This is a genomic window from Acuticoccus kandeliae, from assembly GCF_003073115.1.
Genome location: NZ_QBBV01000004.1, coordinates 328,087 through 350,645, shown reverse-complemented (window position 1 = coordinate 350,645; position 22,559 = coordinate 328,087). Strand labels below are relative to the sequence as shown.

Annotated in this window: 22 protein-coding genes; 10 read left to right on the top strand and 12 right to left on the bottom strand. The window is 67.5% G+C overall.

Annotated elements, in window-relative coordinates; genetic code table 11:
• Positions 1 to 32: 32 nt before the first annotated feature.
• Positions 33 to 1,118, bottom strand: a complete 1,086-nt coding sequence (locus DBV35_RS30370) for a hypothetical protein (RefSeq protein ID WP_170135034.1) — start codon at positions 1,116 to 1,118, stop codon at positions 33 to 35.
• Between the two features lie 160 nt (positions 1,119 to 1,278).
• On the opposite strand from DBV35_RS30370, the gene DBV35_RS24805 reads away from it, so the two are divergent.
• Positions 1,279 to 3,027, top strand: a complete 1,749-nt coding sequence (locus tag DBV35_RS24805) for a sensor domain-containing diguanylate cyclase (protein WP_157961960.1) — start codon at positions 1,279 to 1,281, stop codon at positions 3,025 to 3,027.
• A 36-nt stretch (positions 3,028 to 3,063) separates the two neighbouring features.
• Here the strand turns inward: DBV35_RS24805 and ppk2 are convergent, their stop codons facing one another.
• The gene (ppk2, locus tag DBV35_RS24800; RefSeq protein WP_108663078.1) at positions 3,064 to 3,942 is read right to left on the bottom strand and encodes a polyphosphate kinase 2; all 879 of its coding nucleotides are present in this window, start codon (positions 3,940 to 3,942) and stop codon (positions 3,064 to 3,066) included.
• A 339-nt stretch (positions 3,943 to 4,281) separates the two neighbouring features.
• Here ppk2 and DBV35_RS24795 point away from each other — a divergent pair, with 339 nt between their 5' ends.
• The 3 genes from DBV35_RS24795 to DBV35_RS24785 are packed head-to-tail and all read left to right on the top strand — an operon-like array spanning position 4,282 to position 7,207.
• Positions 4,282 to 5,727, top strand: coding sequence for a sensor histidine kinase (locus DBV35_RS24795; protein WP_170135033.1), 1,446 nt, complete (start codon positions 4,282 to 4,284; stop codon positions 5,725 to 5,727).
• Between the two features lie 32 nt (positions 5,728 to 5,759).
• A complete protein-coding gene (locus DBV35_RS24790) occupies positions 5,760 to 6,179 on the top strand; it encodes a response regulator (protein WP_245944114.1) in 420 nt (139 codons plus the stop codon).
• Positions 6,176 to 7,207, top strand: a complete 1,032-nt coding sequence (locus tag DBV35_RS24785) for a sensor histidine kinase (protein ID WP_108663075.1) — start codon at positions 6,176 to 6,178, stop codon at positions 7,205 to 7,207. The genes DBV35_RS24790 and DBV35_RS24785 overlap by 4 nt, the downstream gene beginning before the upstream one ends.
• Here the strand turns inward: DBV35_RS24785 and DBV35_RS24780 are convergent.
• Together DBV35_RS24780 and DBV35_RS24775 are read right to left on the bottom strand one after the other, a co-directional pair.
• Positions 7,195 to 8,388 (bottom strand): MFS transporter, encoded by a 1,194-nt coding sequence (locus DBV35_RS24780; protein ID WP_108663074.1) that lies wholly within the window; start codon positions 8,386 to 8,388, stop codon positions 7,195 to 7,197. The two genes, DBV35_RS24785 and DBV35_RS24780, sit on opposite strands and share 13 nt — an antisense overlap.
• The gene (locus tag DBV35_RS24775; protein ID WP_108663073.1) at positions 8,385 to 8,909 is read right to left on the bottom strand and encodes a TetR/AcrR family transcriptional regulator; all 525 of its coding nucleotides are present in this window, start codon (positions 8,907 to 8,909) and stop codon (positions 8,385 to 8,387) included. Before DBV35_RS24775 ends, DBV35_RS24780 begins: the two co-directional genes overlap by 4 nt.
• 173 nt (positions 8,910 to 9,082) lie before the next feature.
• Between DBV35_RS24775 and DBV35_RS24770 the strand changes: the two genes are divergently transcribed.
• The 3 genes from DBV35_RS24770 to DBV35_RS24760 all read left to right on the top strand — a co-directional run bounded on the left by DBV35_RS24770 (position 9,083) and on the right by DBV35_RS24760 (position 12,591).
• On the top strand, positions 9,083 to 10,267 hold the full coding sequence (locus DBV35_RS24770) for a fasciclin domain-containing protein (RefSeq protein WP_108663072.1): 1,185 nt from the start codon (positions 9,083 to 9,085) through the stop codon (positions 10,265 to 10,267).
• 256 nt (positions 10,268 to 10,523) lie between these two features.
• Complete coding sequence (locus DBV35_RS24765; RefSeq protein WP_157961959.1) at positions 10,524 to 11,924, top strand: MFS transporter; 1,401 nt, start codon at positions 10,524 to 10,526, stop codon at positions 11,922 to 11,924.
• 94 nt (positions 11,925 to 12,018) lie between these two features.
• A complete protein-coding gene (locus DBV35_RS24760) occupies positions 12,019 to 12,591 on the top strand; it encodes a dihydrofolate reductase family protein (RefSeq protein WP_108663458.1) in 573 nt (190 codons plus the stop codon).
• A 57-nt stretch (positions 12,592 to 12,648) separates the two neighbouring features.
• On the opposite strand, the gene DBV35_RS24755 is transcribed toward DBV35_RS24760, so the two are convergent.
• The 8 genes from DBV35_RS24755 to DBV35_RS24720 form a co-directional block, all read right to left on the bottom strand.
• On the bottom strand, positions 12,649 to 13,359 hold the full coding sequence (locus tag DBV35_RS24755; protein ID WP_108663070.1) for a sulfotransferase family protein: 711 nt from the start codon (positions 13,357 to 13,359) through the stop codon (positions 12,649 to 12,651).
• A gap of 140 nt (positions 13,360 to 13,499) precedes the next feature.
• The gene (locus DBV35_RS24750) at positions 13,500 to 14,786 is read right to left on the bottom strand and encodes a TRAP transporter large permease (protein WP_108663069.1); all 1,287 of its coding nucleotides are present in this window, start codon (positions 14,784 to 14,786) and stop codon (positions 13,500 to 13,502) included.
• The gene (locus DBV35_RS24745) at positions 14,783 to 15,289 is read right to left on the bottom strand and encodes a TRAP transporter small permease (protein ID WP_108663068.1); all 507 of its coding nucleotides are present in this window, start codon (positions 15,287 to 15,289) and stop codon (positions 14,783 to 14,785) included. Before DBV35_RS24745 ends, DBV35_RS24750 begins: the two co-directional genes overlap by 4 nt.
• A 163-nt stretch (positions 15,290 to 15,452) precedes the next feature.
• On the bottom strand, positions 15,453 to 16,430 hold the full coding sequence (locus tag DBV35_RS24740) for a TRAP transporter substrate-binding protein (RefSeq protein ID WP_108663067.1): 978 nt from the start codon (positions 16,428 to 16,430) through the stop codon (positions 15,453 to 15,455).
• A gap of 21 nt (positions 16,431 to 16,451) precedes the next feature.
• The gene (locus DBV35_RS24735) at positions 16,452 to 16,871 is read right to left on the bottom strand and encodes a hypothetical protein (protein WP_108663066.1); all 420 of its coding nucleotides are present in this window, start codon (positions 16,869 to 16,871) and stop codon (positions 16,452 to 16,454) included.
• Positions 16,871 to 17,293 carry a hypothetical protein gene (locus DBV35_RS24730; RefSeq protein ID WP_205648855.1) on the bottom strand — a complete coding sequence of 141 codons (423 nt, stop codon included), beginning with the start codon at positions 17,291 to 17,293 and terminating at the stop codon, positions 16,871 to 16,873. Before DBV35_RS24730 ends, DBV35_RS24735 begins: the two co-directional genes overlap by 1 nt.
• The gene (locus DBV35_RS24725) at positions 17,290 to 18,189 is read right to left on the bottom strand and encodes an NAD(P)-dependent oxidoreductase (protein WP_108663065.1); all 900 of its coding nucleotides are present in this window, start codon (positions 18,187 to 18,189) and stop codon (positions 17,290 to 17,292) included. Before DBV35_RS24725 ends, DBV35_RS24730 begins: the two co-directional genes overlap by 4 nt.
• An 11-nt stretch (positions 18,190 to 18,200) precedes the next feature.
• Positions 18,201 to 18,995, bottom strand: a complete 795-nt coding sequence (locus DBV35_RS24720; RefSeq protein ID WP_108663064.1) for an SDR family NAD(P)-dependent oxidoreductase — start codon at positions 18,993 to 18,995, stop codon at positions 18,201 to 18,203.
• A 349-nt stretch (positions 18,996 to 19,344) separates the two neighbouring features.
• Between DBV35_RS24720 and DBV35_RS24715 the strand changes: the two genes are divergently transcribed.
• The 3 genes from DBV35_RS24715 to DBV35_RS24705 all read left to right on the top strand — a co-directional run bounded on the left by DBV35_RS24715 (position 19,345) and on the right by DBV35_RS24705 (position 22,543).
• Positions 19,345 to 20,088 carry a GntR family transcriptional regulator gene (locus tag DBV35_RS24715; protein ID WP_108663063.1) on the top strand — a complete coding sequence of 248 codons (744 nt, stop codon included), beginning with the start codon at positions 19,345 to 19,347 and terminating at the stop codon, positions 20,086 to 20,088.
• A gap of 96 nt (positions 20,089 to 20,184) precedes the next feature.
• Positions 20,185 to 21,261, top strand: a complete 1,077-nt coding sequence (locus DBV35_RS24710) for a linear amide C-N hydrolase (protein ID WP_108663062.1) — start codon at positions 20,185 to 20,187, stop codon at positions 21,259 to 21,261.
• 169 nt (positions 21,262 to 21,430) lie between these two features.
• Complete coding sequence (locus tag DBV35_RS24705; protein WP_108663061.1) at positions 21,431 to 22,543, top strand: NADH:flavin oxidoreductase/NADH oxidase; 1,113 nt, start codon at positions 21,431 to 21,433, stop codon at positions 22,541 to 22,543.
• The last annotated feature ends 16 nt before the right edge of the window (positions 22,544 to 22,559 follow it).

The following is a 22,559-nucleotide window of genomic DNA, read 5'->3' as shown; positions in this document are numbered from 1 at the left end:
AAGGCGATTTGTGAGTTCGACGGCGGAGCATCTCACTGATCGCGACAGTCCGACTTTTCTCGGGCCGCGGCCAACGCCTGCGAGCGCGCAGCCTGCTCTACCATATTGCGGGTCACAACTTTGCTATGATCTCGTTCGCGGTAGAGACGCGCATACTCAGCGTCGTCAACACTTCCCGTGCCATAGTCTTCGTAATCCAGATGGCACCAACCACGCTCCGTGAATTCCATTCCGTAGTGTATTCCAACAAATCCGCTCAGAGGTATGATGTAAGTTCTCACGAAGGGAGTGTCTTCATGTGTCTTTTTAATAAATTGAGCCCCAGGTGTGTCCTCAATGAACCATTTTTGGCTGCCAAAGAGTCCAAATTGTAATTTGATAATCCGACCAAGCTTCACTAGCGCCGATAGGGCGTCCTCCCGCAACGTATTGTAAGTTGCCGCGTTGAAATGGACCGAGCGGTTCCGTAGCGCCGCGAGCTCCATGAAAGTCAGTCCGACATCTGGTATAAGAACTCCCCAATCCTCTAGCACGTCTACCGCGAAGCGCCAGTCATCGAAGGACGCTTTGCGATGGATTTTCTTGTAGTGCGGTGACGATTTGTAACAGTCGCGAAGATCTAAGATGAGGTGGTTGAGGATGCGTTCGCCGATGGCGCAGGTCGCGACCAGAGCAGGAAAATATAGACCTAGTACGAACGAATTTCGTGCCTGCTCATGCATATCATTGTGATAACTAACTATAGATATTGCTTTTGGGCCAAGGTCTTTAGTATTTTGTACTACCTGTTCATGGCGGCGTTCACCATAATCGACTTTAAGTTTCGCAATCGCCTTGTTTTGATTATCGATATGGAGCGCCTTCGCTTCTTCTGTCCAGTTCTCCCCGGGCTCGTCGAGGATCATCGGCGTGGAGTCGAAGTCGTAGACAAACGGATGATATCGCCGCCAGCCCCGGTCTCGCACGGATAAATGCTGCTCGTGATCGTATAGACCGCGCGACAGGTCGGCGACTGTGATAGATCCGGCTGACATCATGTCCCTCGCAATAATCGCCAATTTTGGAAAGACTTCTAATGTAAACTGTTTTGCTACGTTCGCATCTCGCCACCGTTCCAAGCATCGTCCCGATCACCAGCTCCCACCTCTGAGAACCGGCACGCCGCGCAACCGACAATGTCCAGCCAACGCGAAACCAAACCCCGCACCCAGTTGTCCGGTCCAATTTCCCCCGCTACAAACACCCCTCCACTCGGCTGCAACTCCCCCGACATCTTGCATGGAATTGATCAGGCGGATCACGAGTTTTGCGCGGGTCCTGCGCAACCGGCTGAGCCTGCGGGCGCAGACGGCGCTGTTTACCGCGCTCCTGTGCATCGCCGCCGTCATGATGGCCGCGCTCTGGTCGGGGAGCGTCGCGCGGCGGGCCGCCATCGAGGGCAGCCAGCGTGAGCTCGTCACACTCGCACAGACCCTCGCCGCGCGGCTCGACCAGCACATGTTCGAGCGCTATCGCGAGGTCGTCAACATCATCGGGCTGGAGCCGCTGCGGCCGATCTGGGCGAGCCGGCCCGACGAGGCGCGCAACCTCCTCCAGCAGCTCCAGAAGACCGTCCCGGATTATGCCTGGATCGGCCTCGCCGCGCCCGACGGGACCGTCAGGGTCGCGACCGGCGGCCTCCTCGAAGGCGTCTCGGTCGCCGAGCGGCCCTGGTTCATCGAGGGGCTGAAGGGCGTCACCGTCCAGGACGTCCACGCCGCGAAACTCCTCGATTCCTACCTGCGCACCTCACCGGACGAGGCGCCGTTCCGCTTCGTCGATGTCGCCGCGCCCGTGCACGCGCCGGACGGAGGGCTCACCGGCGTCGTGGGGGCGCATCTCAGCTGGCGCTGGGCGCAGGAGGTGCAGGCCTCGATCCTCAGCCGCGCCGGCGTCGCGCCCGCGACCGACCTCCTCGTCCTGTCGCGCGACGGGCAGGTGCTGATCGGACCCGAGACGGTGACCGACGGGGCCGACCTCGTCGCGGCCGTGCGGCGGGAGCGCCCGATCATCGTTGAGGATGCAGGCGGGCCGATGATCACCGCGCTCGCGGCGACGTCGGGGCTCGGCGCCTATCCCGGCCTCGGCTGGGTCGTCGCGGCGCAGCGCCCGCGCGCCCTCGTCGAGGCGCCGGCGGACGCGCTGCGCACGCGCATCCTCGTCGCGGGCGGGGCGATCGCCTTCATCGCCGTGATCCTCGCCTGGTTCGTGGCGGGGACCGTGACGCGGCCGCTCGCGGAATTGTCGCGCAATCTCGACCTCATCGGCCGCGAGCCGAAGGTGACGGCGATCGGGCGGCAGGACGGCTCGTTCGACCTCGTGCAGCTCTCCTCCACGATCCGCTCGCTGTTGCGCCGCATCGGCACGGCGGAGGCGCAGATCGAGGCGACCAATGTCGAGGTCGCCGACCTCCGGCGCGAGATCCGGGTGCGCGAGGAGCAGGTCGACGCGGTGACGCGCCGCCTCGACACCGACCTTCAGTCCTTGCGCCTCCTCGCCGACACCGATCCGCTCACCGGCCTCCTCAACCGCCGCGCCTTCCTGGCGGCGGCCGACGAGGCGATGTCCTATTGGAAGCGCTATCACCGCAATATCGGCGTGCTGCTGTTCGACATCGACCATTTCAAGCGCGTCAACGACACGTTCGGCCACGCGGCCGGCGACGAGGTGATCCGGCGCGTCGGCGGCGTCATCCAGGCGGACATGCGCGACACCGACAAGGTCGCCCGCTTCGGCGGCGAGGAGTTCGTGGTCCTGTTGCGCGAGACCGCGGAGCGCGACGTCGAGGCGTTCGCGAACCGGCTGCGCCAGGAGATCGCGACGATGCCCCTCGACACGATCGACCCGCACCTCACGGTCTCGGTCAGCATCGGCGTCGCGCTCGCACAGGGCGCCGACCGCGACATCGAGGACACCATCCAGCGCGCCGACAAGGCCCTCTACGAGGCGAAGGCGGGCGGCCGCAACCAGGTCTCCGTCGCGGGCTGAGCGCCTGTCGGCGCGCCGGGAGGCCGCCCCGCCGCCTCAGAGCACGGCCGGCACCACGTTGCGCGCCGTCTTCGGGGCGGCATAGTCGTCCGGGCGCTTCTGGCGCTTGCCGAGCTTCGGCTCGTCCGCCTTGATCCGCTCGTAGGGGATCGCGCCGAGGATGTGGCTGATGCAGTTGATCCGGGCGGCCTTCTTGTCGTCCGACTCCACGATCCACCAGGGCGTGCGCGGCGTGTCGGTCGCATCGATCATCGCGTCATAGGCCTTCGTGTAGTCCCACCAGCGGTGATAGCTCTCGAGGTCCATCGGGCTCAGCTTCCACTGGCGGACCGGGTCGTCGATGCGCTGGCGGAAGCGCCGCTCCTGCTCGTCCTCGCTGACGCTGAGGAAATATTTGAGGAGGGTGATCCCGCTCTCGACGATGAGCGCTTCGAGATGCGGCACGATCTCCAGGAAACGCGTGACCGTCTCCTCCGGCGTGAAGCCCATCACCCGCTCGACGCCGGGGCGGTTGTACCAGGAGCGGTCGAAGATCACGATCTCGCCGGCGGCGGGGAAGTGGGCCATGTAGCGCTGGAAGTAGAGCTGCGACTTCTCCCGGTCGCTGGGGGCGGGGAGGGCCACCACGCGAAAGACGCGCGGGCTCACCCGCTCGACGAGGCGCTTGATCACGCCCCCTTTGCCCGCCGCGTCGCGCCCCTCGAAGACGATGATGATGCGCGCCCCCGTCGCCTGCACCCAGGCCTGGAGGTGCGCGAGCTCGACCTGGAGGCGGGCGAGTTCCTTCTCGTAGGCCTTGTTGCGCGCCTTTTTCGAGACGGGCGCTTCGGCCGCCCCCTCTGCCGAATCCGGGGCCGCCGCGAGGGCGGCCTCCGCCTCAGCCTCTTTCTTCTTGCGCTTGTCCTTCTTGCCCATCGGTTCCTCCCATGGTTCGCGTGCTCGCGATGACAGCCTCCCGCGATCATGCCGCGTTCCGTGTCCAAGCGCATCCATCGCGCGCGCGGCCCTCTGAAGGTTGTGCCCAACCCAGGGCGGAATGCCTGGCAATGTCGGCTTCTGCCTGAACTGGGAGCCGAAAACCTACTGACGCGCCGGTCTGCCGTCGACGGCGGCGGACGAGCGCCCTATATGGCGGACGCGCACTGCCGATCCCTCGGCGAAACGATCCCGTTCGCGCGTCCATCACGACCGGCCCTCGGGACGCCGGCACCGCCCGGGGCCATGATGCAGCGATCCGCAAAGCGAACGAGACGGTTGATCTTCGCCTCGGTCGTCTCGGGCTTCGTCCTCCTCGCGTGCGCCGCCATCCTGGTGGCCGTGCTGATGCAGCGGACCGAGCGGATCGCCGGATGGGTCGGACACACTTATCAGGTGGAGACGGCGATCGCGGAGCTGCAGCTCTATGTGGAGCGCACCGAGATCGGCCGCCGCTCCTTCCTCATCGACCCGAGCGAGTTCAACACCAGCATCTTCGAGCGCAACCTCGCCAATTTCGACATGGCGGCCGAGACGCTGCGCGCCCTCCTTCTCGACAATCCGACCCAGCTTTCGCGGCTCGACCGGGTGGTCGAGCTTTGGGCCGAGCATGTCGGGATCATGCGCCGCTCGATGCAGGAGAGGGCGGACGGCGGGACCGAGACCTCGGCCGCTGCGATCTTCGACAACACCGACATCGAGACCGTGCGCCAGCTCCGCCGCGTCGCGCAGGAGATGATCGAGCAGGAGCGCGTCCTCCTCGCGGACCGCACGCGCGAGCAATACGCCTCGGGCCAGCTCACCTATCTCGTCCTCCTCGTGACGGGCGTCCTCCTCGTGGTGCTCGCCGTGTTCACGATCATCGTCACGCGGCGCAACCTCCAGGTCCTGGAGGAGACCGGCGCGCGGCTCCAGCTCCTCAACGACGATCTCGAGACCGCCGTCGCCGAGCGCACGCACGAGCTGCGCCAGGCGAACGAGGAGATCCAGCGCTTCGCCTACATCATCAGCCACGACCTGCGCTCGCCGCTCGTCAACGTGATGGGCTTCACCTCCGAGCTCGACGCGGCGACGATTCCGCTGCGCGAGATGGTCCGCCGCGTCGCCGACGCCGCACCGGAACTCGTCGACGATGAGGTCCGCCTCGCGGTCGACGAGGAGCTGCCCGAGGCGATCGGCTTCATCCGCTCCTCGACGCAGAAGATGGACCGGCTCATCAACGCGATCCTGCGCCTCTCGCGCGAGGGCCGGCGCGTCCTCGCGCCCGAGCGGCTCGACATGAACGTGGTGGTCGGTTCGATCGTGGAATCGATCCAGCACCAGCTTACCGAGACGGGGACCGAGATCGAGGTGGACACGCTGCCGCCGATCGACAGCGACCGCGTCGCCATCGAGCAGATTTTTTCCAATCTCATCGAAAATAGCGTGAAATATCTGAAACCCGGACGGCCCGGACGGATTGTTGTGTCAGGCCATCGCCGCGCCGGGCGCCTCGTTTATGAGGTCGCCGACAACGGACGCGGCATCGATCCGAAGGACCATCAGCGAATTTTTGACCTATTTCGTCGATCAGGCTCTCAGGACCGTCCCGGAGAAGGCATCGGTCTTGCACATGTGCGTGCGCTCGCATACCGCTTGGGCGGCGTCGTCGAATGCGAGTCGACGCTCGGCGAAGGGGCGACGTTTCGTGTATCCCTGCCGATGACCATGCGTTCCGGGGCGTAGACGTGAAATCACATCAGTCGGTCACCATCATCATGATCGAGGATGACGAGGGCCATGCGCGGTTGATCGAAAAGAACATCCGCCGCGCCGGAGTCAGCAACGAGATCCGCCATTTCGCCGACGGTACGAGCGCGCTGCAGTACCTGTTCAAAGGCGATTCGGGTCCGGCGCTGAACGGCCCCGCCCTCGTGCTCCTCGACCTCAATCTGCCCGATATGAGCGGGACCGACATCCTGATCCGGATGAAGTCGGACGACAGTCCGCTGAAGCGCACGCCCGTCGTCGTGCTGACCACGACGGACGACAAGGTGGAAATCGAGCGGTGTTACGATCTCGGTGCCAACGTCTACATCACCAAGCCGGTGAACTACGAGAATTTCGCACAGGCGATCCGGCAGCTCGGCCTGTTCCTGTCAGTCATTCAGCTGCCGGAGGCAGAACCGGACGAGTGACCGTGCCGCGCGTCCTCTATATCGACGACGACGAGGCGCTGATCCGGCTGGCCCAAAAGGCCCTGAAGCGCCGCGGGTTCGAGGTGACGGGCGCCGCCTCGGCGGACGCAGGCCTCGCCCTGCTCGCGGCCGAGCCGTTCGACGTCGTGACCCTCGACCACACGATGCCGGGACGGGACGGGCTCGACACGCTCGCCGAATTGATGGCGCTGCCGCACCCCCCACCGGTCGTCTACGTGACCGGCTCGGACGACAGCCGCATCGCCGTCGCCGCGCTGAAGGCCGGTGCGTCGGACTATGTCTTGAAGGCGATCGGGGAGGAGTTCTTCGACCTTCTCGCCTCGAGCCTCGGCCATGCGCTGGAACGGCAGGGGCTGATCGCGGCCCGCCTCAGCGCGGAGGAGGAGCTGCGGGCGAGCAACGAGCGCCTCGCCGCGCTGGTGCTGGAGGCGAACCACCGGGTCGCGAACAGCCTCCAGATCGTCTCCTCCTTCATCCAGATCCAGGCGAACGCGGTGACGACGCCCGAGGCGCGGACCGCGCTCAAGGACACGCGCCAGCGCGTCCAGACCATCAGCCGCCTCCACCGCCGCCTCTACACCTCCGACGACATCCAGACCGTCGAGCTGAAGGAATATCTCGCGACCGTCCTCTCCGACATCGAGGACGCCTGGTCGACCGAGCTCGCCCCCCGCGCGATCCGTTTCTCCGCCGAGACGCTGCGGCTGCCGACCGATCAGGCCGTGTCGGTCGGCGTTGTCGTGAACGAGCTCGTCTCGAACGCCTGCAAATACGCCTATCGCGAGGATCAGCCGGGCGAGATCCGCGTGTCGATGACGCGCGGGGCGGACGCGTTCCACGTCGCGATCGAGGATGACGGCGTCGGCTTCTCCGGCGGCACCGCCCCGAAGGGGACGGGCGTCGGCACCAAGCTCGTCGACGCGATGGCGCGCAGCCTCTCGGCGACGGTGAGCTACACGACCGACGGCGGCGCCCGCGTCCTTTTGACGGTGCCCTACGGCGATTGATTTCCGCACGGTGTCGCGCGGGGGTTGAAGCGCGCTGACCGCCGGCGCACGGCGGGTGCGCTCCGGTCCGCCCGCGCGAGCGCCCCGCCGAGACCGAGCGCGGCGAACGCGGCGACCGCCGTGTCCGGGCCGAGACTTTCGAGGATGAGGCCGAAGAGCGGCGCGCCGACCGTCTGGCCGATGGCGAGCGTCAGGAAGGCGACCGTGAGCCCCGTTGCGGGCCGGTCGGGGAGGGCGGTGACGCCCCAGACGAGGTAGATCCCGGTCAGCATCACGTAGGCCGCGCCGAAGAGCGCACCGCCCGCGATCGCCGTCGCGGGGCTCGCGAACTCTGCGCCGACCCCGAGGATCCCCGCCGCCATCAAGGCGAGGAAGGCGCGGTGCACGGGGTCGATGCCGAACCGCGCCACGAGCCGCCCGGCGAACGCGCCCGCGATCCCCGCCGCGCCGATGCCGACCCAGAGCGCGCCGGTCCCCTCCGTGCCCCAGCCGAGCCGGATCGCGGCGAGTTCTCCCCCGAAGGACCAGATTGCCGTGCTCGCGGCCCCCGTCAGGAAGGACGCGGCGACGAGGCGGGCGATGCCGCCATTCAGGATGCCCGTGAGCCCGGCAGTCTCGGCCATCCGGCCGCCGCCGGCGGGGACGACGCGCGCCGCCGCGAGCGCGAGGGCGAAGGCGGCGAGGGCGAAGCCGAGGAAGGCGAAACGCCACTCCGCCCCCAGCGCGAGCGCGATCGGCCCTGACAGTGCGACGCCGGCGCTCGTCCCGGCATTGATCCATGTGTTGGTGGCGTCCCGGCCGGCGGGGGCGACGCGGCGGGCGACGGCGGCGGCCATCGGCGGCGAGGCAAGGCCGGTGCTCGACCCCGCGAGCATCACCGCGCCCGCGAGCGGGATGGCTCCCGGCGCTGCCGCGATCCCGACCATGCCGATGCCTGCCACGAGCGCTGCCGTCACCGCGACCGCGCGCGGCCCGATGCGCTCGGTGAGCGCGGCCGAGGCGAGGATCGCGACGCAGTACGCGAGGAAGGCGCCGCCCGAGATCAATCCGGCGAGCGCCGGGCCGAGCGCGAGGTCGGCGCTGATCTGCGGCAAAAACAGTCCGAAGGCGAAGCGCGCGAAGCCGTAGGTGACCGCGATCAGGCCGAACCCCACGGCGCCGAACCGGAGGGTCGGGTTCATCGCCGTGCGCCCGCGACGAGGACCGCGGCTGCCGTCCGCGCCGCCTTCACCGCCGCCGCGCCGCGATAGGAGGCGGCCGCCGTCGCGCCCTCGAAAAGCACGAGGATCTGCTCGGCGAGCGCCGCATCCTCACGCCCCGTCTCGCGGGCGACGATCGCGGCGATCCGTGCGCGGAACGCCTCCTTGTGCGCCGCCACCCTCTCGGCGATCTCGGGCGTGTCGCCGCCCGTCTCGCCCGCGGCCCGCAGGAAGAGGCAGCCGCGCGCGCCCTCGGCGGCGATCCAGTCCTCGAGCGCGGCGAAGAGGGCGTCGACGCTCTCCACCTCGAGGCGCTGCATGAAGCGACGGTCGCGCTCGGTGAGGACGGCGGCGATGAGGGCGGTCTTGCTGCCGGCGTGCTTGTAGAGGGTGCGGCTCGACAGGCCCGCCGCCTCGGTGAGGCGATCCATCCCCGTCGCGGTGAAGCCGTGCCGGTCGAACACGCGCTCGGCGGCGGCGATCAGCTTTGTGCGGATGTCCATGGAGCAACATGTAAAACGATCGTTTTACATGTCAACGGGCCCGGATCGGCGGCTTCCCCACGCGTCTGGATCAACCGCTTTCACGTTCCCGTGATAGCGAAATCCATTGCGCCGCTCCCTCCGTACATCCCCTCGCCGCAACGGCATGTGAGAGAAACTGGGAGAGGAACATCATGAATTTCGCTCCGAACTATCGTCTTTTCGAGGGATCGGACCAGTCGGAAAAGCTGAATGGATCGAAGTTTCCGGACATCATCATCGGTTATGCTGGCAACGATCGCATATTTGCTGGCGCCGACGCTGATATCGTTTACGGGCAGGAAGGCGGCGACCGCATCGGGGGCGGTGGCGGCAACGACTTTCTTTCCGGTGGCGACGGCTTCGACCAACTGTTCGGCGGCCGGGGTCACGACAATATCCTCGGCGGCCGCGGGTTCGACTGGCTGGAAGGCGGCATCGGGGATGATGCCCTCTCCGGCGGCCAGGGCACCGACCGCTTCTATTTCGACCCCAACCGCCTCGGTGAAGGGCGCGACATCGTCCGCGATCTGGAGCTGAAGCTCGACAAGATCGTCCTCGATGTCGACTCGGTTCTCGCCTCCTCGCCCGACCTTGCCGAGCTCATCATCGCCAACGGCGGCGACGCGGCGGCCACCTTCGCCGCGCTCGACGAGAGCGCCTTCTGGGATCTCGGATCGGCGGGCAACAATCTGGAGATCTTCCACCCGACCGGCTCGATTGTCTTGAAGGGCATCCCGGCCTCGGCCGTCTCCGGCTTCGGCGACCTATCCGGCGCGATCGCGGTCGAGGGGCTCGGCGAGGTGCTGACCGGCCTTCCGGTCGACGGGCGGCCTGAGTCGATCGCCGCCGTCGTCGCCCCGAGCGGGGGCACGCCGGACGATGACAACAGCGACTTCGACCTCCTCCTGACGGCGCTGAACTTCACCGGCCTCACCGATGTGCTCGCCGACCCGGATGCGCGTTTCTCCGTGCTCGCGCCGACCGACGCGGCGTTCATCTCGCTCGCCCAGCGGCTCGGCTATGGCGGCGATGACGAGGCGGGTTCGCTCGACTTCATCCTCGACACGCTGACGGTGCTCGGCGGCGGGGACCCGGCCCCGCTGTTGACGGACGTGCTCACCTATCACGTCGTCGGCGGCGCGATGACGCTCGGCGAGCTCCAGTCCGAGCGCGTGGTGACGCCGCTCTATGGCGACGAGGACCTCACCTTCCTCGGCAACCGGATCGGTGATGCGGACCCGGATTTCTCCAACCCGCGCGTGCTCGCGGCCGATATCCAGACCGACAACGGCATCATCCAGGTGATCGACGAGGTGCTCCTGCCCTTCAACGTCTGAACCAGAACGGCTGCCGGCTCCGGCCGGCAGCCCTAACATCAGTGTTAGCGAGAGGAGGCCTGTAGAGGCGGCGGACCGGTTTGCGATCTCGCCGACGCGGATTTATGAGTGGGATCGTACGAAAGATACGGCCAAGTCATTCCAACCGCGTTCGATTGAGATCGACTTCATAAACCGTACCGGTCCCTGCGCCTGATCTGGCCGAGCGCGCCGGATGCGCCATCCATCTGTCGGGGCCCGCGGAGCGAGGTTCGCAATGGCGCATTCGCGATGGTGGATCCTTCTCGCGACGAGCCTCGTCCTCGGCCTCGTCGTGCTCGACGAGACGGTGGTGGGCGTCGCGCTGCCGACGATCCAGACGGATCTCAGCCTAACGCAAACCGGCTCGCACTGGGTCGTCAACGCTTACCTCCTCAGCTTCACCTGCTTCGTCGCGGTGGGGGGCCGCCTCGGTGACATGTTCGGCCGCGGCCGGCTCTTCCTCGCCGGGATCGGCCTCGTCGGGATCGGCTCGCTCGCGGCGGGCTTCGCGCCGACGGGGGCGATCCTGCTTGCCGCCCGCGCCGTCGAGGGGCTCGGCGCGGCGCTCGTCTTCCCCGCCGGCTTCGCGATCACCACGAGCCTCTTCGAGCCGCACGAGCGCGGCGTCGCCTTCGGCCTTCAGACGACCGTCGCGGCGGTCTTCATGGCAAGCGGCCCGGTCGTCGGAGGCTTCTTCGCCGAGACGGTGTCGTGGCGCTGGATCTTCTGGGTGAACCTGCCGGCGGTCGCGATCATCACGGCGACGGTGATCCTCGCCTGGCTTCCGGCGCTCGACCACCGCGTCGCGCCCGACAAGCGGGGAGCGAGGCGGTTCGACTATGCGGGTCTCGCGACCCTCGTCATCGGCCTCACCGCCGCGACCATCGCGCTGATGGAAGGGGGCGACTGGGGCTGGCGGAGCGCCGCGACGCTCGCCCCGCTCCTCGGCGGGGTGGCGGTGCTCGGCATCTTCGTCGCGATCGAACTGCGCCGTGACGCGCCCCTCATCGAGCTCGACCTCATGCGCATTCCGGCCTTCACCGGGGGCGTACTCGTCTTCTTCATGTTCCAGTTCGACAAGATCGTCGTGTTCATCTTCCTCCCGCTCTACCTGCAGAAGGGGCTCGGCTTCTCGCCGATCGATTCCGGCCTGCCGCTCCTCATCTCCATCCTGCCGACGCTCGTGACCTCGCTTCTCGCCGGCAAGCTCGCCGATACGCTCGGCGCGCGGCGCCTCATCCTCTTCGGCCTCGCGGTGAACGGGGCGGCGCTCCTCGTCCTCGGCCTCGGCACGATGCGCGGCCACTACCCGACCATCGTCGGCGCGCTGATCGCCTGGGGCGCGGTGCTGCCCTTCCTCGCGGTCGTCCCCCGCCGCGCGCTGATGAGCGCGGTCCCGCCCGCCCTCCAGGGGCAGGCGAGCGGGGTCAACCTCACCGTCCAGATGACGGGCGGGACGATCGGCCTCGCCATGTGCACCGCGCTCCTCGCCGCAGGTGCGAGCTTCGCGCTGATCTTCGTGATGACCGCCGCTCTCGTGCTCGCGATGCTCCCGGTCGCGGCGCTGACGATGGGCGCCGCAAAGGCCGTCGAGGCGCCAGACGCCGCGCCGCAGACGGAGGCGTCGGCCTCCTGAAGCGGCCGGGGCGCGAGGCGTCCGCTTTCAGCGATGTCAGCCGCTGCTATATCTGGGCCCGCATGACGATATCGGACGCTTGCAGGCGAGCCTCATGGGACTTCTGATCTTCAGCACCAACGTCACGTTGGACGGATGCGTCGACCACCGGGCGGGTATCGCCGACGAGGAGACGCACGCCTTCTTCACCCGCCTCATGGACGAGGCCGGTGCGATGCTGTGGGGCCGCGTCACCTACGAGATGATGGAGGACTTCTGGCCGGCGGTCGCGCGCGGCGAGGGGGAGGCGCCTCCCGCCATCCGCGAGTGGGCGGTCAAATTGGAGGCCAAGCCGAAATACGTCGTGTCGTCGAAGCGAAGCGACTTTCCGTGGACCAACAGCCACCACATCGCGGGTGATCTGCGCACGGGCGTGCAGAACCTCAAGGATGCGACCCCGGCGGGCGTGCTCCTCGGCAGCGTAAAGCTCGCGGCGGCGCTGGATCGGCTGGAGCTGATCGACGAGTACAAGTTCCTCGTTCACCCGAGGATCGTCGGCCACGGCCCCACCCTTTATGAGAGAGGCCTGCCAGGCGCGCGACACCTCGAATTGATCACGGCGGCGCCGCTCTCCAACGGCGTCGTCGCCATGCACTACCGCCGCGCTCCGGCGAAGCCCAAGGCGTGAAACGGCGCGTAGACGGCGCTTCACGCGCGTGGGCCGGTATACTCCTCGGCGACGGCCTTACGAGTGTGCGGCCTGGTCCGCAGTCTCCCTCGCCGGGTTCGCGATCGCCCGCAGCTCGTCGAAGAGGTCGGGGTCGTACCATTTGAAGTCTTCGAGATTGCGCAGGGACTTCACGCCCGTGCGCGAGGTGATCGCGGTCGATCCGTCGCGCTTCGTGACATGGTCCACCGTCGCGACGACGTGCTCGATCAGCGGAAGATCGGCCCGGAGCCCGTAGAGGCCGTAGATCTTCACGACATAGCCGACCGGGTCGGCCATCAGGTCGTCATACTCGATCGTCAGCCGGTTCGGCCGGTCCGAGTGCACCCACTTGGCCGTGAAGCCGGCATAGTCGGCGGCCTTCGTCTTCGCGAACTGGACGAACTCGTCCCGCGTGTCGGTGAGGCCGGCCTGCTTGCCGATGAAGAGCTCGTAGTGGGAGGCGACCGAGTGCTCGAAATCCCGGTATTGCACGATCACCGGATGGTCGAGCGCAAGCTGCTCGTGGAGCCGCAGATCGTGCTGCTTGCTCATCGAGACGCCGGGCTTGCGGCACGGGAAGATCCCGCAGCACTCGCTGCCGAGCCGATTGCGGGCCCCATAGAACTCGCAATATTTGAAGCGGTTGCCGAGCGAGGAGCGGAGCAGGCGGGTGAGGAGGTGATGTCCGCTCCTCGGCCAGCTCACGCAGGGGATGTAGGGCAGAACTTGGCCGAATCGCGGCGCCATGACTCACCCGAAGTGGTTGCGATTCCCGGATAGTAGGTTGTGCCGGCCTTGCCGCGCAACTGGCCCCGGAGGGCGGATCGGCGGGCCGCAAAGAGCCGCCGCCCGGTCCGACGGGGGTCGGACGGGGCGGCGGAAGTCCCTCAGCGCATGAGCGAGGGAAGGAACAGCGAGATCTGCGGCACGTAGGTCACGATCAGCAGCGCGATGATCAGCGGCAGATAGAACGGGGCTAGCGCCGTCACCGCCCGGTTGATCGAGACGTCCCCCACCTTCGCCACGGCGAAGAGCACCATGCCGACCGGCGGGGTGAGAAGGCCGATCATCAGGTTCAGCACCATCACCACGCCGAAATGCACCGGGTCGACGCCGACCGAGACGGCGAGCGGCAGGAGCATCGGCGTGAAGATCGTGATCGCCGCGTTCGTCTCCATGAAGAGGCCGATGACGAGCAGGAACACGTTCACGAGGAGGAGCAGCATGATGGGATCGAGATTCCACCCGTCCACCAGCGACACCAGCTCCTGCGGGATCTGGCTGAAGACGAGGAGCCAGGCATAGAGCGCGGCCGCCGCGATGATGATCAGGATGATCGCCGTCTCGCGCATCGTCTCCTTGAGGACGACCCAGAGACGCGCGAGCGTCATCTCGCGATAGACGAGGAGCGAGATGATGAGCGCGTAGACCGCCGCGATCGCCGCCGCCTCGGTCGGCGTGAAGACGCCCGTCCACATGCCGCCGATGATGATCACCGGGGTGATGATGGCCGGGAGCGCGGCGAAGAAGCTGACGGTGAGCGCGCGCAGGCCCTGCCAATTCTCGGTCGGGACGCCGAGCTTGCGCGAGCGGATCGCGACCACGATCATCAGGATCCCCGCGAGGACGAGGCCCGGCAGGAGGCCCGCGATCAGGAGCGATGTCGCCGAGGCGTTCGCGATGACCGCGTAGACGATGAGCGGGATCGAGGGTGGGATGATCGGGCCGATGGTGGCGGAGGCGGCGGTCACGGCGACGGAGAAGTCGTCCGGGTAACCGGCCTTGCGCATCGCGTTGATCTCGACCTGGCCGATGCCCACCGCGTCCGCGACGGCCGAGCCCGACATGCCGGAGAAGATCACCGAGGCGGCGATGTTCACCTGGCCGAGCCCGCCGCGCCAGTGGCCGACGAGGCGGCGCGCGAAGAGGAAGATCCGGTCCGTCACGCCGCCGGTGTTCATGATCTTGCCGGCGAGGATGAAGAAGGGGATGGCGAGGAGCGGGAAGGAGTTGACGCCGTAGACCATGCGCTGGGCGATGATCGTGTACGGGATCGCGTCGATCCCGCGGTCGACGACGGTGACGATCAGCGAGGTGAGGCCGAGCGCGAACGCGGCCGGCACGCCGATGACGAACAGCGCGATCAGCGCGCCGATGAAGATGGCGAGGATCATGCCGGCTCCTGCGCGCTTTCGCCGTTGGTGAGCACGGCGAGGCGGGACACGATGTCGAGAAGGACGATGAAGAGCATCATCGCGACGGCGAAGGCGACGGCGCCGTAGACATAGCCCATGCGGAACCAATCCATCGTGGCCGTGTAGGTGGTCCAGGTCGCGCTCACCATCAGCACGCACCCCCAGGCGAGGGCGGCGAGGAAGAGGGCGATCAGGATGTCCGCGAAGATGGCGATGACGGCCATCGTGCGCGGGCCGACGAGCGTCTCGATCACGTCCACCCGGATATGCTCACGGGCGATGAGGACGACGACGCCGCCGAAATAGGTCGTGCCGACGGCCATCAGCCGCGCCAGCTCCTCGGTCCACATCAGCGGCTCGTTGAGGACGTAGCGGCAGAAGACCTGGACGAGCGAGGACAGCAGCATGATGAGGAAGAACGCGATCGCCACCGCCTCGAACAGGCGATAGATGGCGCGGCGCATCGCCGTGATCTGGCGCATGGGAGCTCCGTTTCAGCCAGGCGGAAAAAGGGTGTCGGGACGCCCGGCTCCCATTACGCGGATCACATGAGCCGCGAAGGGAGCGAGCGCCCCGGCGTGCGCGGCCGATCCGCCGCGAGGGCGCTGAAGCGCCCCCGGGCCGATCGCCGCGAGGCCAGATGGCCTAGTCGAGATACTGGGAGACGGCCTCCATGACGCCGGGCGCCCAGCCTTCGGCCAGCTTCTCGATCGCGGGGCGGGCGGCGGCGACATAGGCGGCGCGGTCCACCTCGACCACCTCCATGCCGTGCTCCTTCGAAAGGCCCTCGCAGGTCGCCTCGATCTGCTCCTGCGCGACCTTGTCGCCATAGGCGGCGGCTTCGACCGCCGAGTTCACGACGATGTCGCGCAGCTCGGGCGACAGGGAGTCGAGGAACTTCGAGGAGATCGACCAGTGGAAGACCGCCGGGACGTGCGCGGTCAGCATGATGTGCGACTGCACCTCGTACATCTTCGCCTGGTTGATGTTGAAGCAGGGATTCTCCTGCCCCTCGACGACGCCCATCTGGAGCGCGGAGAAGAGCTCGGGATAGGCGACCGGGGTCGGGCTCGCGCCGACGGCGGTCCAGGCCTGCACCCAGGACGGGATCTCCGGCACGCGCAGCTTCAGGCCCTTGATGTCCGCAGGAGTCGGGATCGCCTTGTTGGCGGTCAGGTGACGGTCACCGCGGCGGTGGAAGGCGACGACGTCGATGCCGGCCTTCTCCTTGATGGCGGCCTTCGCCTTGGCGCCGATCTCGCTGTCCCAGAAGGCGTAGACCTCTTCGGGTCCGGGGAAGACGAACGGGGTCACGACGGCGGCATATTCGGGCGCGATCACGCTGACGAGCAGGTCGCCGTTCAGCGTCATCTGCACTTCGTTGACGGTGAGCTGCTCGACATTGTCGCGCTCGCCGCCGAGGACGGCGGACGGATAGGTGCGCACACGGATCTCGCCGTTGGAGCGCTCCTCGACGAGCTCCTTGAACTTGTCGACGGCCTCGAATTCGGGGCCCGGCGGCGAGGTGTGGAGGGCGAAGCCGATATCGATGGCGCTGGCGGAGGTGGCGGCGAAGACCGATCCGAGAAGGACGGTCGAGAGAGCGAGTGCTTTGAGCTTCATGGGGTTTCCTCTGTGGTCTTTTTATTCGGGAGCGTGATCGCTGGCGGCGAAGACGGCGAACCGCTCCACCGCATCGCGGACGGTGTCGCCGGGCGCGATCCCTGCTCGCCCGGCGTGAGAGTTGAGGGCGCTGAGGCGGCCCTCATGGTAGTGGTCGCGGGCGTCGCCGATGCGCGCGGTGCGATGGTCGACGCAGGCACACGCGATGCCGACCTCGTCGAGCAGCGCGATCGCCGCGCGTCCCGCGTCGGACTTGCCGCCGCCCGCGTCGTTGAAGAGCACGAAGGCCGGCCGCCCCTTCGCGGCGAAGCCCGCCGAGATGCGCCCGCCATGGGAGGCGGAGATGATGATCGTCCCCTCGTCCTCGGCCTTGATGAGGGAGATGGAGTCCATCAGGACGAGGCGGCGGCCGTGAAGTTCGGCGATGGTGGTGTTCAGCATCACACGACCCCGTGAATGCGGGCGAGCGCCGCGGCGAGCGGTTCGCCGACGCGGAAGCCGTCGGCCTCGGCGATCGCGTTGAGGGCGCTGATGACGCCGTGATGGTAGGTCTCGCCGCCGATCCCGATCACCGCGCTCTCGTGCGAGACGGCGCCGGCGGCAATGCCGGCCTCCTGCAGCAGGGTGAGGCCGGCGATGCCCGCATCCTCCTTGCCGCGACCCGCGTCGTTGAAGAAGACCGCGGCGATCGGCACGCGCGCCGCGTATTCGCCGGAGCTGAGGCCGCCGTGCGAGCCGGTCGTGATGATCTGCCCCGCATCCTGCGGCGCGACATGGGCGATCGTGTCGAGGGCGACGACCGTCCGATTGGGGTAGGTCGCCACCACCTCACGCACCATCACGAGGTCGGCAAGGTCGCTCATGACGCGGAAGGCGTGGCGATGCCCGCCATCTCTTGCAGGAGGAGCGCGAGGGAGGAGTTGTCGAGGTTCGCGCGGCCGGTCGCGGCGAGCGTGTTGTAGAGCTCGCGGATGAGGGCGGTCGCGGGGAGCGGCGTGTTCGAGGCGGCGCCCGTCTCGAGCGCAATGCGCAGATCCTTGATCTGGAGCGCGACGCGGAAGCCGGCGGCGTAATTGTGGTCGAGCACGCGCTGGCCGTGGAGGTCGAGCGCGCGGCTGTGGGCGAAGCCGCCGAGGAGGGCGTCGCGCACGCGCGCCGGGTCGACCCCGTTCTTGCGCGCGAGGGTGAGGGATTCGGCGACCGCCTGGATCGAGATCGCGACGGCCACCTGGTTGCACGCCTTGCAGACCTGGCCGGCGCCGGAATCGCCGATATGGTTGATCGTCTTGCCCATGGCCGAGAGCACCGGGCGCACGCGCTCCAGCGCGTCCGCCGCGCCGCCGACCATGATTGATAGCGTTCCCTGCTCAGCGCCCTGGAAGCCGCCGCTGACCGGCGCGTCCAGCATGTCGACGCCGGCTGCGCCGAGGCGCGCCGCGAAGTCGCGCGTCGCGACCGGGGAGATGGAGCTCATGTCGACGAGCGTCGCGCCGGCGCGCAGCGAGGGGGCGAGGCCGCCTTCGCCGAAGAGCACCGTCTCGACGTCGCCCGTGTCGGGCAGCATGAGGATCACGATGTCGGCCGCGCCGATGCCGGCGAGGGAGCCGGCGTCGCGCGCACCGGCCGCGACGAGATCATCGACCGCGGCGCGGTTGAGGTCGTGGACGAGCAGGGTGAAGCCCGCCTTCACGAGGTTGCGGGCCATGTGGCGGCCCATCACGCCGAGGCCGACAAAGCCTACGGTCTGTTGTTCGCTCATCGATCGGCGTCCTAGTGGGTCTTGCAGTGGAGGCCGCCATCGACGGGAAGGTCGATGCCGGTGATGTATTTCGCTTCGTCCGAGGCGAGGAAGAGGGCGGCGTGGGCGATGTCCCAGCCGTCGCCCATGCGCTTCATCGGGGGCGTGGCGGCGCGCTGCTCGCGCATGGCGGTGAAGTCGGAATAGTGGGCCTTCATCGCCTCGTAGATGTGCGGCGTGTCCATCAGGCCGGGAAGCACGGTGTTCGCGCGTATTCCCTTGTCGGCATATTGCAACGCGACGGCGCGAGTGAAGTGATTCACCGCTGCCTTCGACGCGTAGTAGGAGATGTAGTTGAAGTTCAGGTAGCGGATCGAGGCGAGCGAGGAGATGTTCACGATCGAACCGCGCCGCTGGGCCTCCATGATCGGGAGGATCGCCTTGCAGGTGAGGAACATGCTCTTGAGGTTGATGTTCATCACCCGGTCCCACTCGGCCTCGGATGTGTCGACAGGTCCGCCTTCGGAGTTCGTGCCCACATTGTTGTGCAGCACGTCGATCTGACCCCACTCGTCGACCACGCGGTCGACCACGGCGGTGATGTCGTCGAAGCTGGTGACGTTGGCGGTGAGGGCGAGGGCGGTGCCTCCCTCCGACTCGATGATGTCACGCGTCGCTTCCGCGGCGGCGGCCTTCAGATCGATGCAAGCGACCTTCGCGCCCTCGCGTGCGTACAGCACCGCGGCGGCCTTGCCGTTGCCCCAGCCTTCCCCGACGGATCCTGCGCCGAAGACGACAGCGACCCTGTTCTCGAGACGTCGAGCCACGTTTCCTCCCTGTCTTGTTGTCCGCTCCCCGCGTCGAGGCGAGGCCGGTGGTTGGCCGGTTCTTCCAGCTCAACCTTTCTTGTATGCCAAGTCTGTTCCTATGCCAGCGCGCTGTCAACGCATGCCTGTGCAATTGATGCGCACCAAAGTGAGAAACGAGCGCTAAAATCGCCCGGAAATCCTGAGGCTGATTGGTTCGTATGCAGGCATTGCCTATTCTTGAATTTTTCGGTCGGACAAGAACTTGCGATATGGTATGCCAGTTCTTTGCTGCTGGTGAAGGTGCCGGTGGCGGGCGGTGGCGCTATCATTGTGGCAGGTACCGCGCCACGATCAGGTGCGAAGGACGATGACCGCGACTGCCGACCGCCAAGCCTCGGACGATCCGACCCCTGACGACGCGGCGTCGCAAAAGCCCGAACAGGTCGCGATGCGCATCCGCGAGCGCATCCTCGAGGACCGGCTGCGGCCGGGGATGCCGGTGCGCGAGCGCGTGCTCGCCGAAGCGCTCGGCGTCTCCCGCACGCCGCTGCGCGAGGCGCTGAAGATCCTCGCGGTCGAGGGGCTCGTGGAGATCTCGCCCCGGCGCGGGGCGACGGTGGCCGCCCCCTCGCGCGAGGAGCAGCGCGAGCTTCTCCAGTTCCTGGGGGCGATCGAGGGGTTCGCGGGCGTCCTCGCCTGCGACACCGTCACGCCCGCCGATCTTGCGCAATTGCGTGCCATGCACGAGGCGATGGTCGCTTCGATCGGGGAGGGAGACCGCCTCGCTTATTTCCATCACAATCAGGCGATCCATCAGCGTATCGTCGCGCTGACCGGCAACGCGGTCCTCGCGATGCAGCACGCGCAGGTGAACGTGCGGGCCTATCGCCTGCGCTATGTCAGCAACCTCAAGACCGAGCGCTGGGGAAGCGCGATCGCCGAGCATGAGGCGATCCTCACCGCGCTCGAAGCCGGCGACAAGCCCGCGATCCGGACGATTTTGGAGAACCACGTCCTCGCCGCGTTCGACCAGATGGTCCGCGAGGGGACTGACGACGACGTTCCGGAGACGCCCGCCCGTCCCCGGCCGAAGGCGTCCGGGAAAGGATAGAGGCGCGTTCCGCCGCGCGCCGGACGAATTGCCTTGCCGGGCGCAATCGACGATGAGGACTTGTCGATATCCAAACGCACACGACCGCGAGGCATTATGCGCGCCGCTCCCCTGACCCCCGTTCGCTCGATCGCCCGCACCGCGTTGGCGGCGACACTCGCCCTCGCGACGGCGCTCTCGCCCGCCGCCGCCTGCACCCGCCTCGTCTATCTCGGCGCGCACGAATCGGTGCTCACCGCGCGCTCGATGGACTGGAAGAGCGACATCGGGACGAACCTGTGGGTCTTCCCGCGCGGCATGGAGCGCAGCGGCAATGTCGGCCCGAACTCGATCCGCTGGACCTCCAAATATGGCAGCGTGATCGCCTCGGCCTACGACATCGCGACAACCGACGGGATGAACGAGGAGGGCCTCGTCGCCAACGTCCTCTGGCTCGTCGAATCCGAATATCCCGAAGAGACGAGCGACAAGCCGGGCCTCACCATCGCCGCCTGGGCGCAATATGTGCTCGACAATTTCGCGACCGTCGCGGACGCCGTGGAGACGCTCCGCGACGAGCCGTTCGTGATCGTGACGGACGAGGTGCCGGGCGAGGGTCGGCTCGCGACGTTGCACCTGTCGCTGTCGGACGCGACGGGCGACAGCGCCATCATCCAATATATCGACGGCAAGCAGGTGATCCATCACAGCCGCGCCTACCAGGTGATGACCAACTCGCCGCCCTTCGAGGAGCAGCTCGCCCTCGACGCCTACTGGCAGCAGATCGGCGGCACGGTGTTCCTGCCGGGGACGAACCGCGCGGCGGACCGCTTCGCGCGCGCCTCCTTCTATGTCGACGCGATCCCGAAATTCGACGATCCGAACCTCGCGATCGCCGGCGTCTTCTCCGTGATCCGCAACGTGTCCGTGCCCTTCGGCATCTCGACGCCGGACCAGCCGAACATCTCCTCCACGCGCTGGCGCACGTTGGCCGACCAGGCGCGCAAGCTCTACTTCTTCGAGTCGGCGCTCACGCCGAACACCTTCTGGGTGGACCTCAAGAAGTTCGATTTCTCGGCCGAGACCGGCACGACGCTGCGCCTCGATCTCGGCCAGAACCAGACCCACACCTATTCGGGCGAGGCGAGCGCCGCCTTCGTGCCGACCGCGCCGTTCGAGTTCCTCGGGAAGTAGCGCGCGCCTCGGCACGGCGCTCCGCGGCGGCAGGCTCGCGACACAGCGTCACCGCCTGGCGCGGGGACGCGATCGCAGATGCGTGGTGGTGCACGCTTTTCTATGATCCACCCGTCCATTCGCGCTATGGGTCGTCCGGACCAAGCCGTCCGGCAAGACAGGAGCCTCCATGCCGTCCGTTCTCTTCAGTCCGTTCCAGATCGGGTCGATGTCCCTCGCGAACCGCATCGTCGTCGCGCCGATGTGCCAATATTCGTCCGTCGACGGGCTGATGAACGATTGGCACCTCATCCATCTCGGCCAGCTCGCCCTCTCCGGCGCGGCGGTGCTGACGATCGAGGCGACGGCGGTGGTGCCGGAGGGGCGGATCAGCCACGCCGATGTCGGCCTGTGGGACGACGCGACCGAGACCGCGATGGGGCGTGTGCTCGACGGGGTGCGCCACTGGTCGGACATGCCGATCGCGATCCAGCTCGGCCATGCCGGGCGCAAGGCCTCGCGCGAGGTGCCGTGGAAGGGCGGCCACCAGCTCGCCACCGACGACGCGCGCCAGTGGCAGACCGTCTCTCCGTCCGCGCTGCCGTCCGAGCCGCAGGACGTGCCGCCGACGGCACTCGATGCCCCCGGTCTCGCCCGCATCCGGACGGGGTTTGCGGAGGCCGCCAAGCGGGCCGCCCGCCTCGGCCTCGACGCGGTGCAGATCCACGGCGCGCACGGCTATCTGCTCCACCAGTTCCTCTCCCCGCTCGCGAACCAGCGCACGGACGAATATGGCGGCAGCCTCGAAAACCGGATGCGCTTTCCGCTGGAGGTGTTCGATGCCGTGCGCGAGGCCTTCCCGGCCGACAAGCCGGTGACGGTGCGCATCACCGGAACGGACTGGGTGCCGGGCGGCTGGGGCATCGAGGATGCGATCGCGTTCTCGCAGGCGCTGGAGGCGCGCGGGTGCAGTGCGGTCCACGTGTCGAGCGGCGGCGTCGACGCGCGCCAGAAGATCCCGATCGGGCCGAACTACCAGGTGCCGCTCGCGCGCGCGGTGAAGGGCGCCGTTTCGATCCCGGTCGTCGCGGTCGGCCTCATCACCGAGTTCGAGCAGGCTGAGGCCATCGTCGCGACGGGCGACGCGGACCTCGTCGCGCTCGCCCGCGCGCTCCTCTACAACCCGCGCTGGCCCTGGCATGCGGCGGCCCATTTCGGGGCGACGGTGCGGGCGCCGGACCAGTATCTGCGCTCCCAGCCGCACCGCTACAAGCACCTCTTCGAGCCGCCCTCCGGGCGCTGAGGCGAGAGGGGACGCG

What these genes read in the sequence shown, in the direction of transcription:
- DBV35_RS24805 (WP_157961960.1), top strand. Translation starts at nt 1,279, where the DNA reads ATGGAATTGATCAGGCGGATCACGAGTTTTGCGCGGGTCCTGCGCAAC.
- ppk2 (WP_108663078.1), bottom strand. Translation starts at nt 3,942, where the DNA reads ATGGGCAAGAAGGACAAGCGCAAGAAGAAAGAGGCTGAGGCGGAGGCC.
- DBV35_RS24790 (WP_245944114.1), top strand. Translation starts at nt 5,760, where the DNA reads ATGATCGAGGATGACGAGGGCCATGCGCGGTTGATCGAAAAGAACATC.
- DBV35_RS24780 (WP_108663074.1), bottom strand. Translation starts at nt 8,388, where the DNA reads ATGAACCCGACCCTCCGGTTCGGCGCCGTGGGGTTCGGCCTGATCGCG.
- DBV35_RS24775 (WP_108663073.1), bottom strand. Translation starts at nt 8,909, where the DNA reads ATGGACATCCGCACAAAGCTGATCGCCGCCGCCGAGCGCGTGTTCGAC.
- DBV35_RS24770 (WP_108663072.1), top strand. Translation starts at nt 9,083, where the DNA reads ATGAATTTCGCTCCGAACTATCGTCTTTTCGAGGGATCGGACCAGTCG.
- DBV35_RS24765 (WP_157961959.1), top strand. Translation starts at nt 10,524, where the DNA reads ATGGCGCATTCGCGATGGTGGATCCTTCTCGCGACGAGCCTCGTCCTC.
- DBV35_RS24760 (WP_108663458.1), top strand. Translation starts at nt 12,019, where the DNA reads ATGGGACTTCTGATCTTCAGCACCAACGTCACGTTGGACGGATGCGTC.
- DBV35_RS24755 (WP_108663070.1), bottom strand. Translation starts at nt 13,359, where the DNA reads ATGGCGCCGCGATTCGGCCAAGTTCTGCCCTACATCCCCTGCGTGAGC.
- DBV35_RS24750 (WP_108663069.1), bottom strand. Translation starts at nt 14,786, where the DNA reads ATGATCCTCGCCATCTTCATCGGCGCGCTGATCGCGCTGTTCGTCATC.
- DBV35_RS24745 (WP_108663068.1), bottom strand. Translation starts at nt 15,289, where the DNA reads ATGCGCCAGATCACGGCGATGCGCCGCGCCATCTATCGCCTGTTCGAG.
- DBV35_RS24740 (WP_108663067.1), bottom strand. Translation starts at nt 16,430, where the DNA reads ATGAAGCTCAAAGCACTCGCTCTCTCGACCGTCCTTCTCGGATCGGTC.
- DBV35_RS24735 (WP_108663066.1), bottom strand. Translation starts at nt 16,871, where the DNA reads ATGCTGAACACCACCATCGCCGAACTTCACGGCCGCCGCCTCGTCCTG.
- DBV35_RS24730 (WP_205648855.1), bottom strand. Translation starts at nt 17,293, where the DNA reads ATGAGCGACCTTGCCGACCTCGTGATGGTGCGTGAGGTGGTGGCGACC.
- DBV35_RS24725 (WP_108663065.1), bottom strand. Translation starts at nt 18,189, where the DNA reads ATGAGCGAACAACAGACCGTAGGCTTTGTCGGCCTCGGCGTGATGGGC.
- DBV35_RS24715 (WP_108663063.1), top strand. Translation starts at nt 19,345, where the DNA reads ATGACCGCGACTGCCGACCGCCAAGCCTCGGACGATCCGACCCCTGAC.
- DBV35_RS24710 (WP_108663062.1), top strand. Translation starts at nt 20,185, where the DNA reads ATGCGCGCCGCTCCCCTGACCCCCGTTCGCTCGATCGCCCGCACCGCG.
- DBV35_RS24705 (WP_108663061.1), top strand. Translation starts at nt 21,431, where the DNA reads ATGCCGTCCGTTCTCTTCAGTCCGTTCCAGATCGGGTCGATGTCCCTC.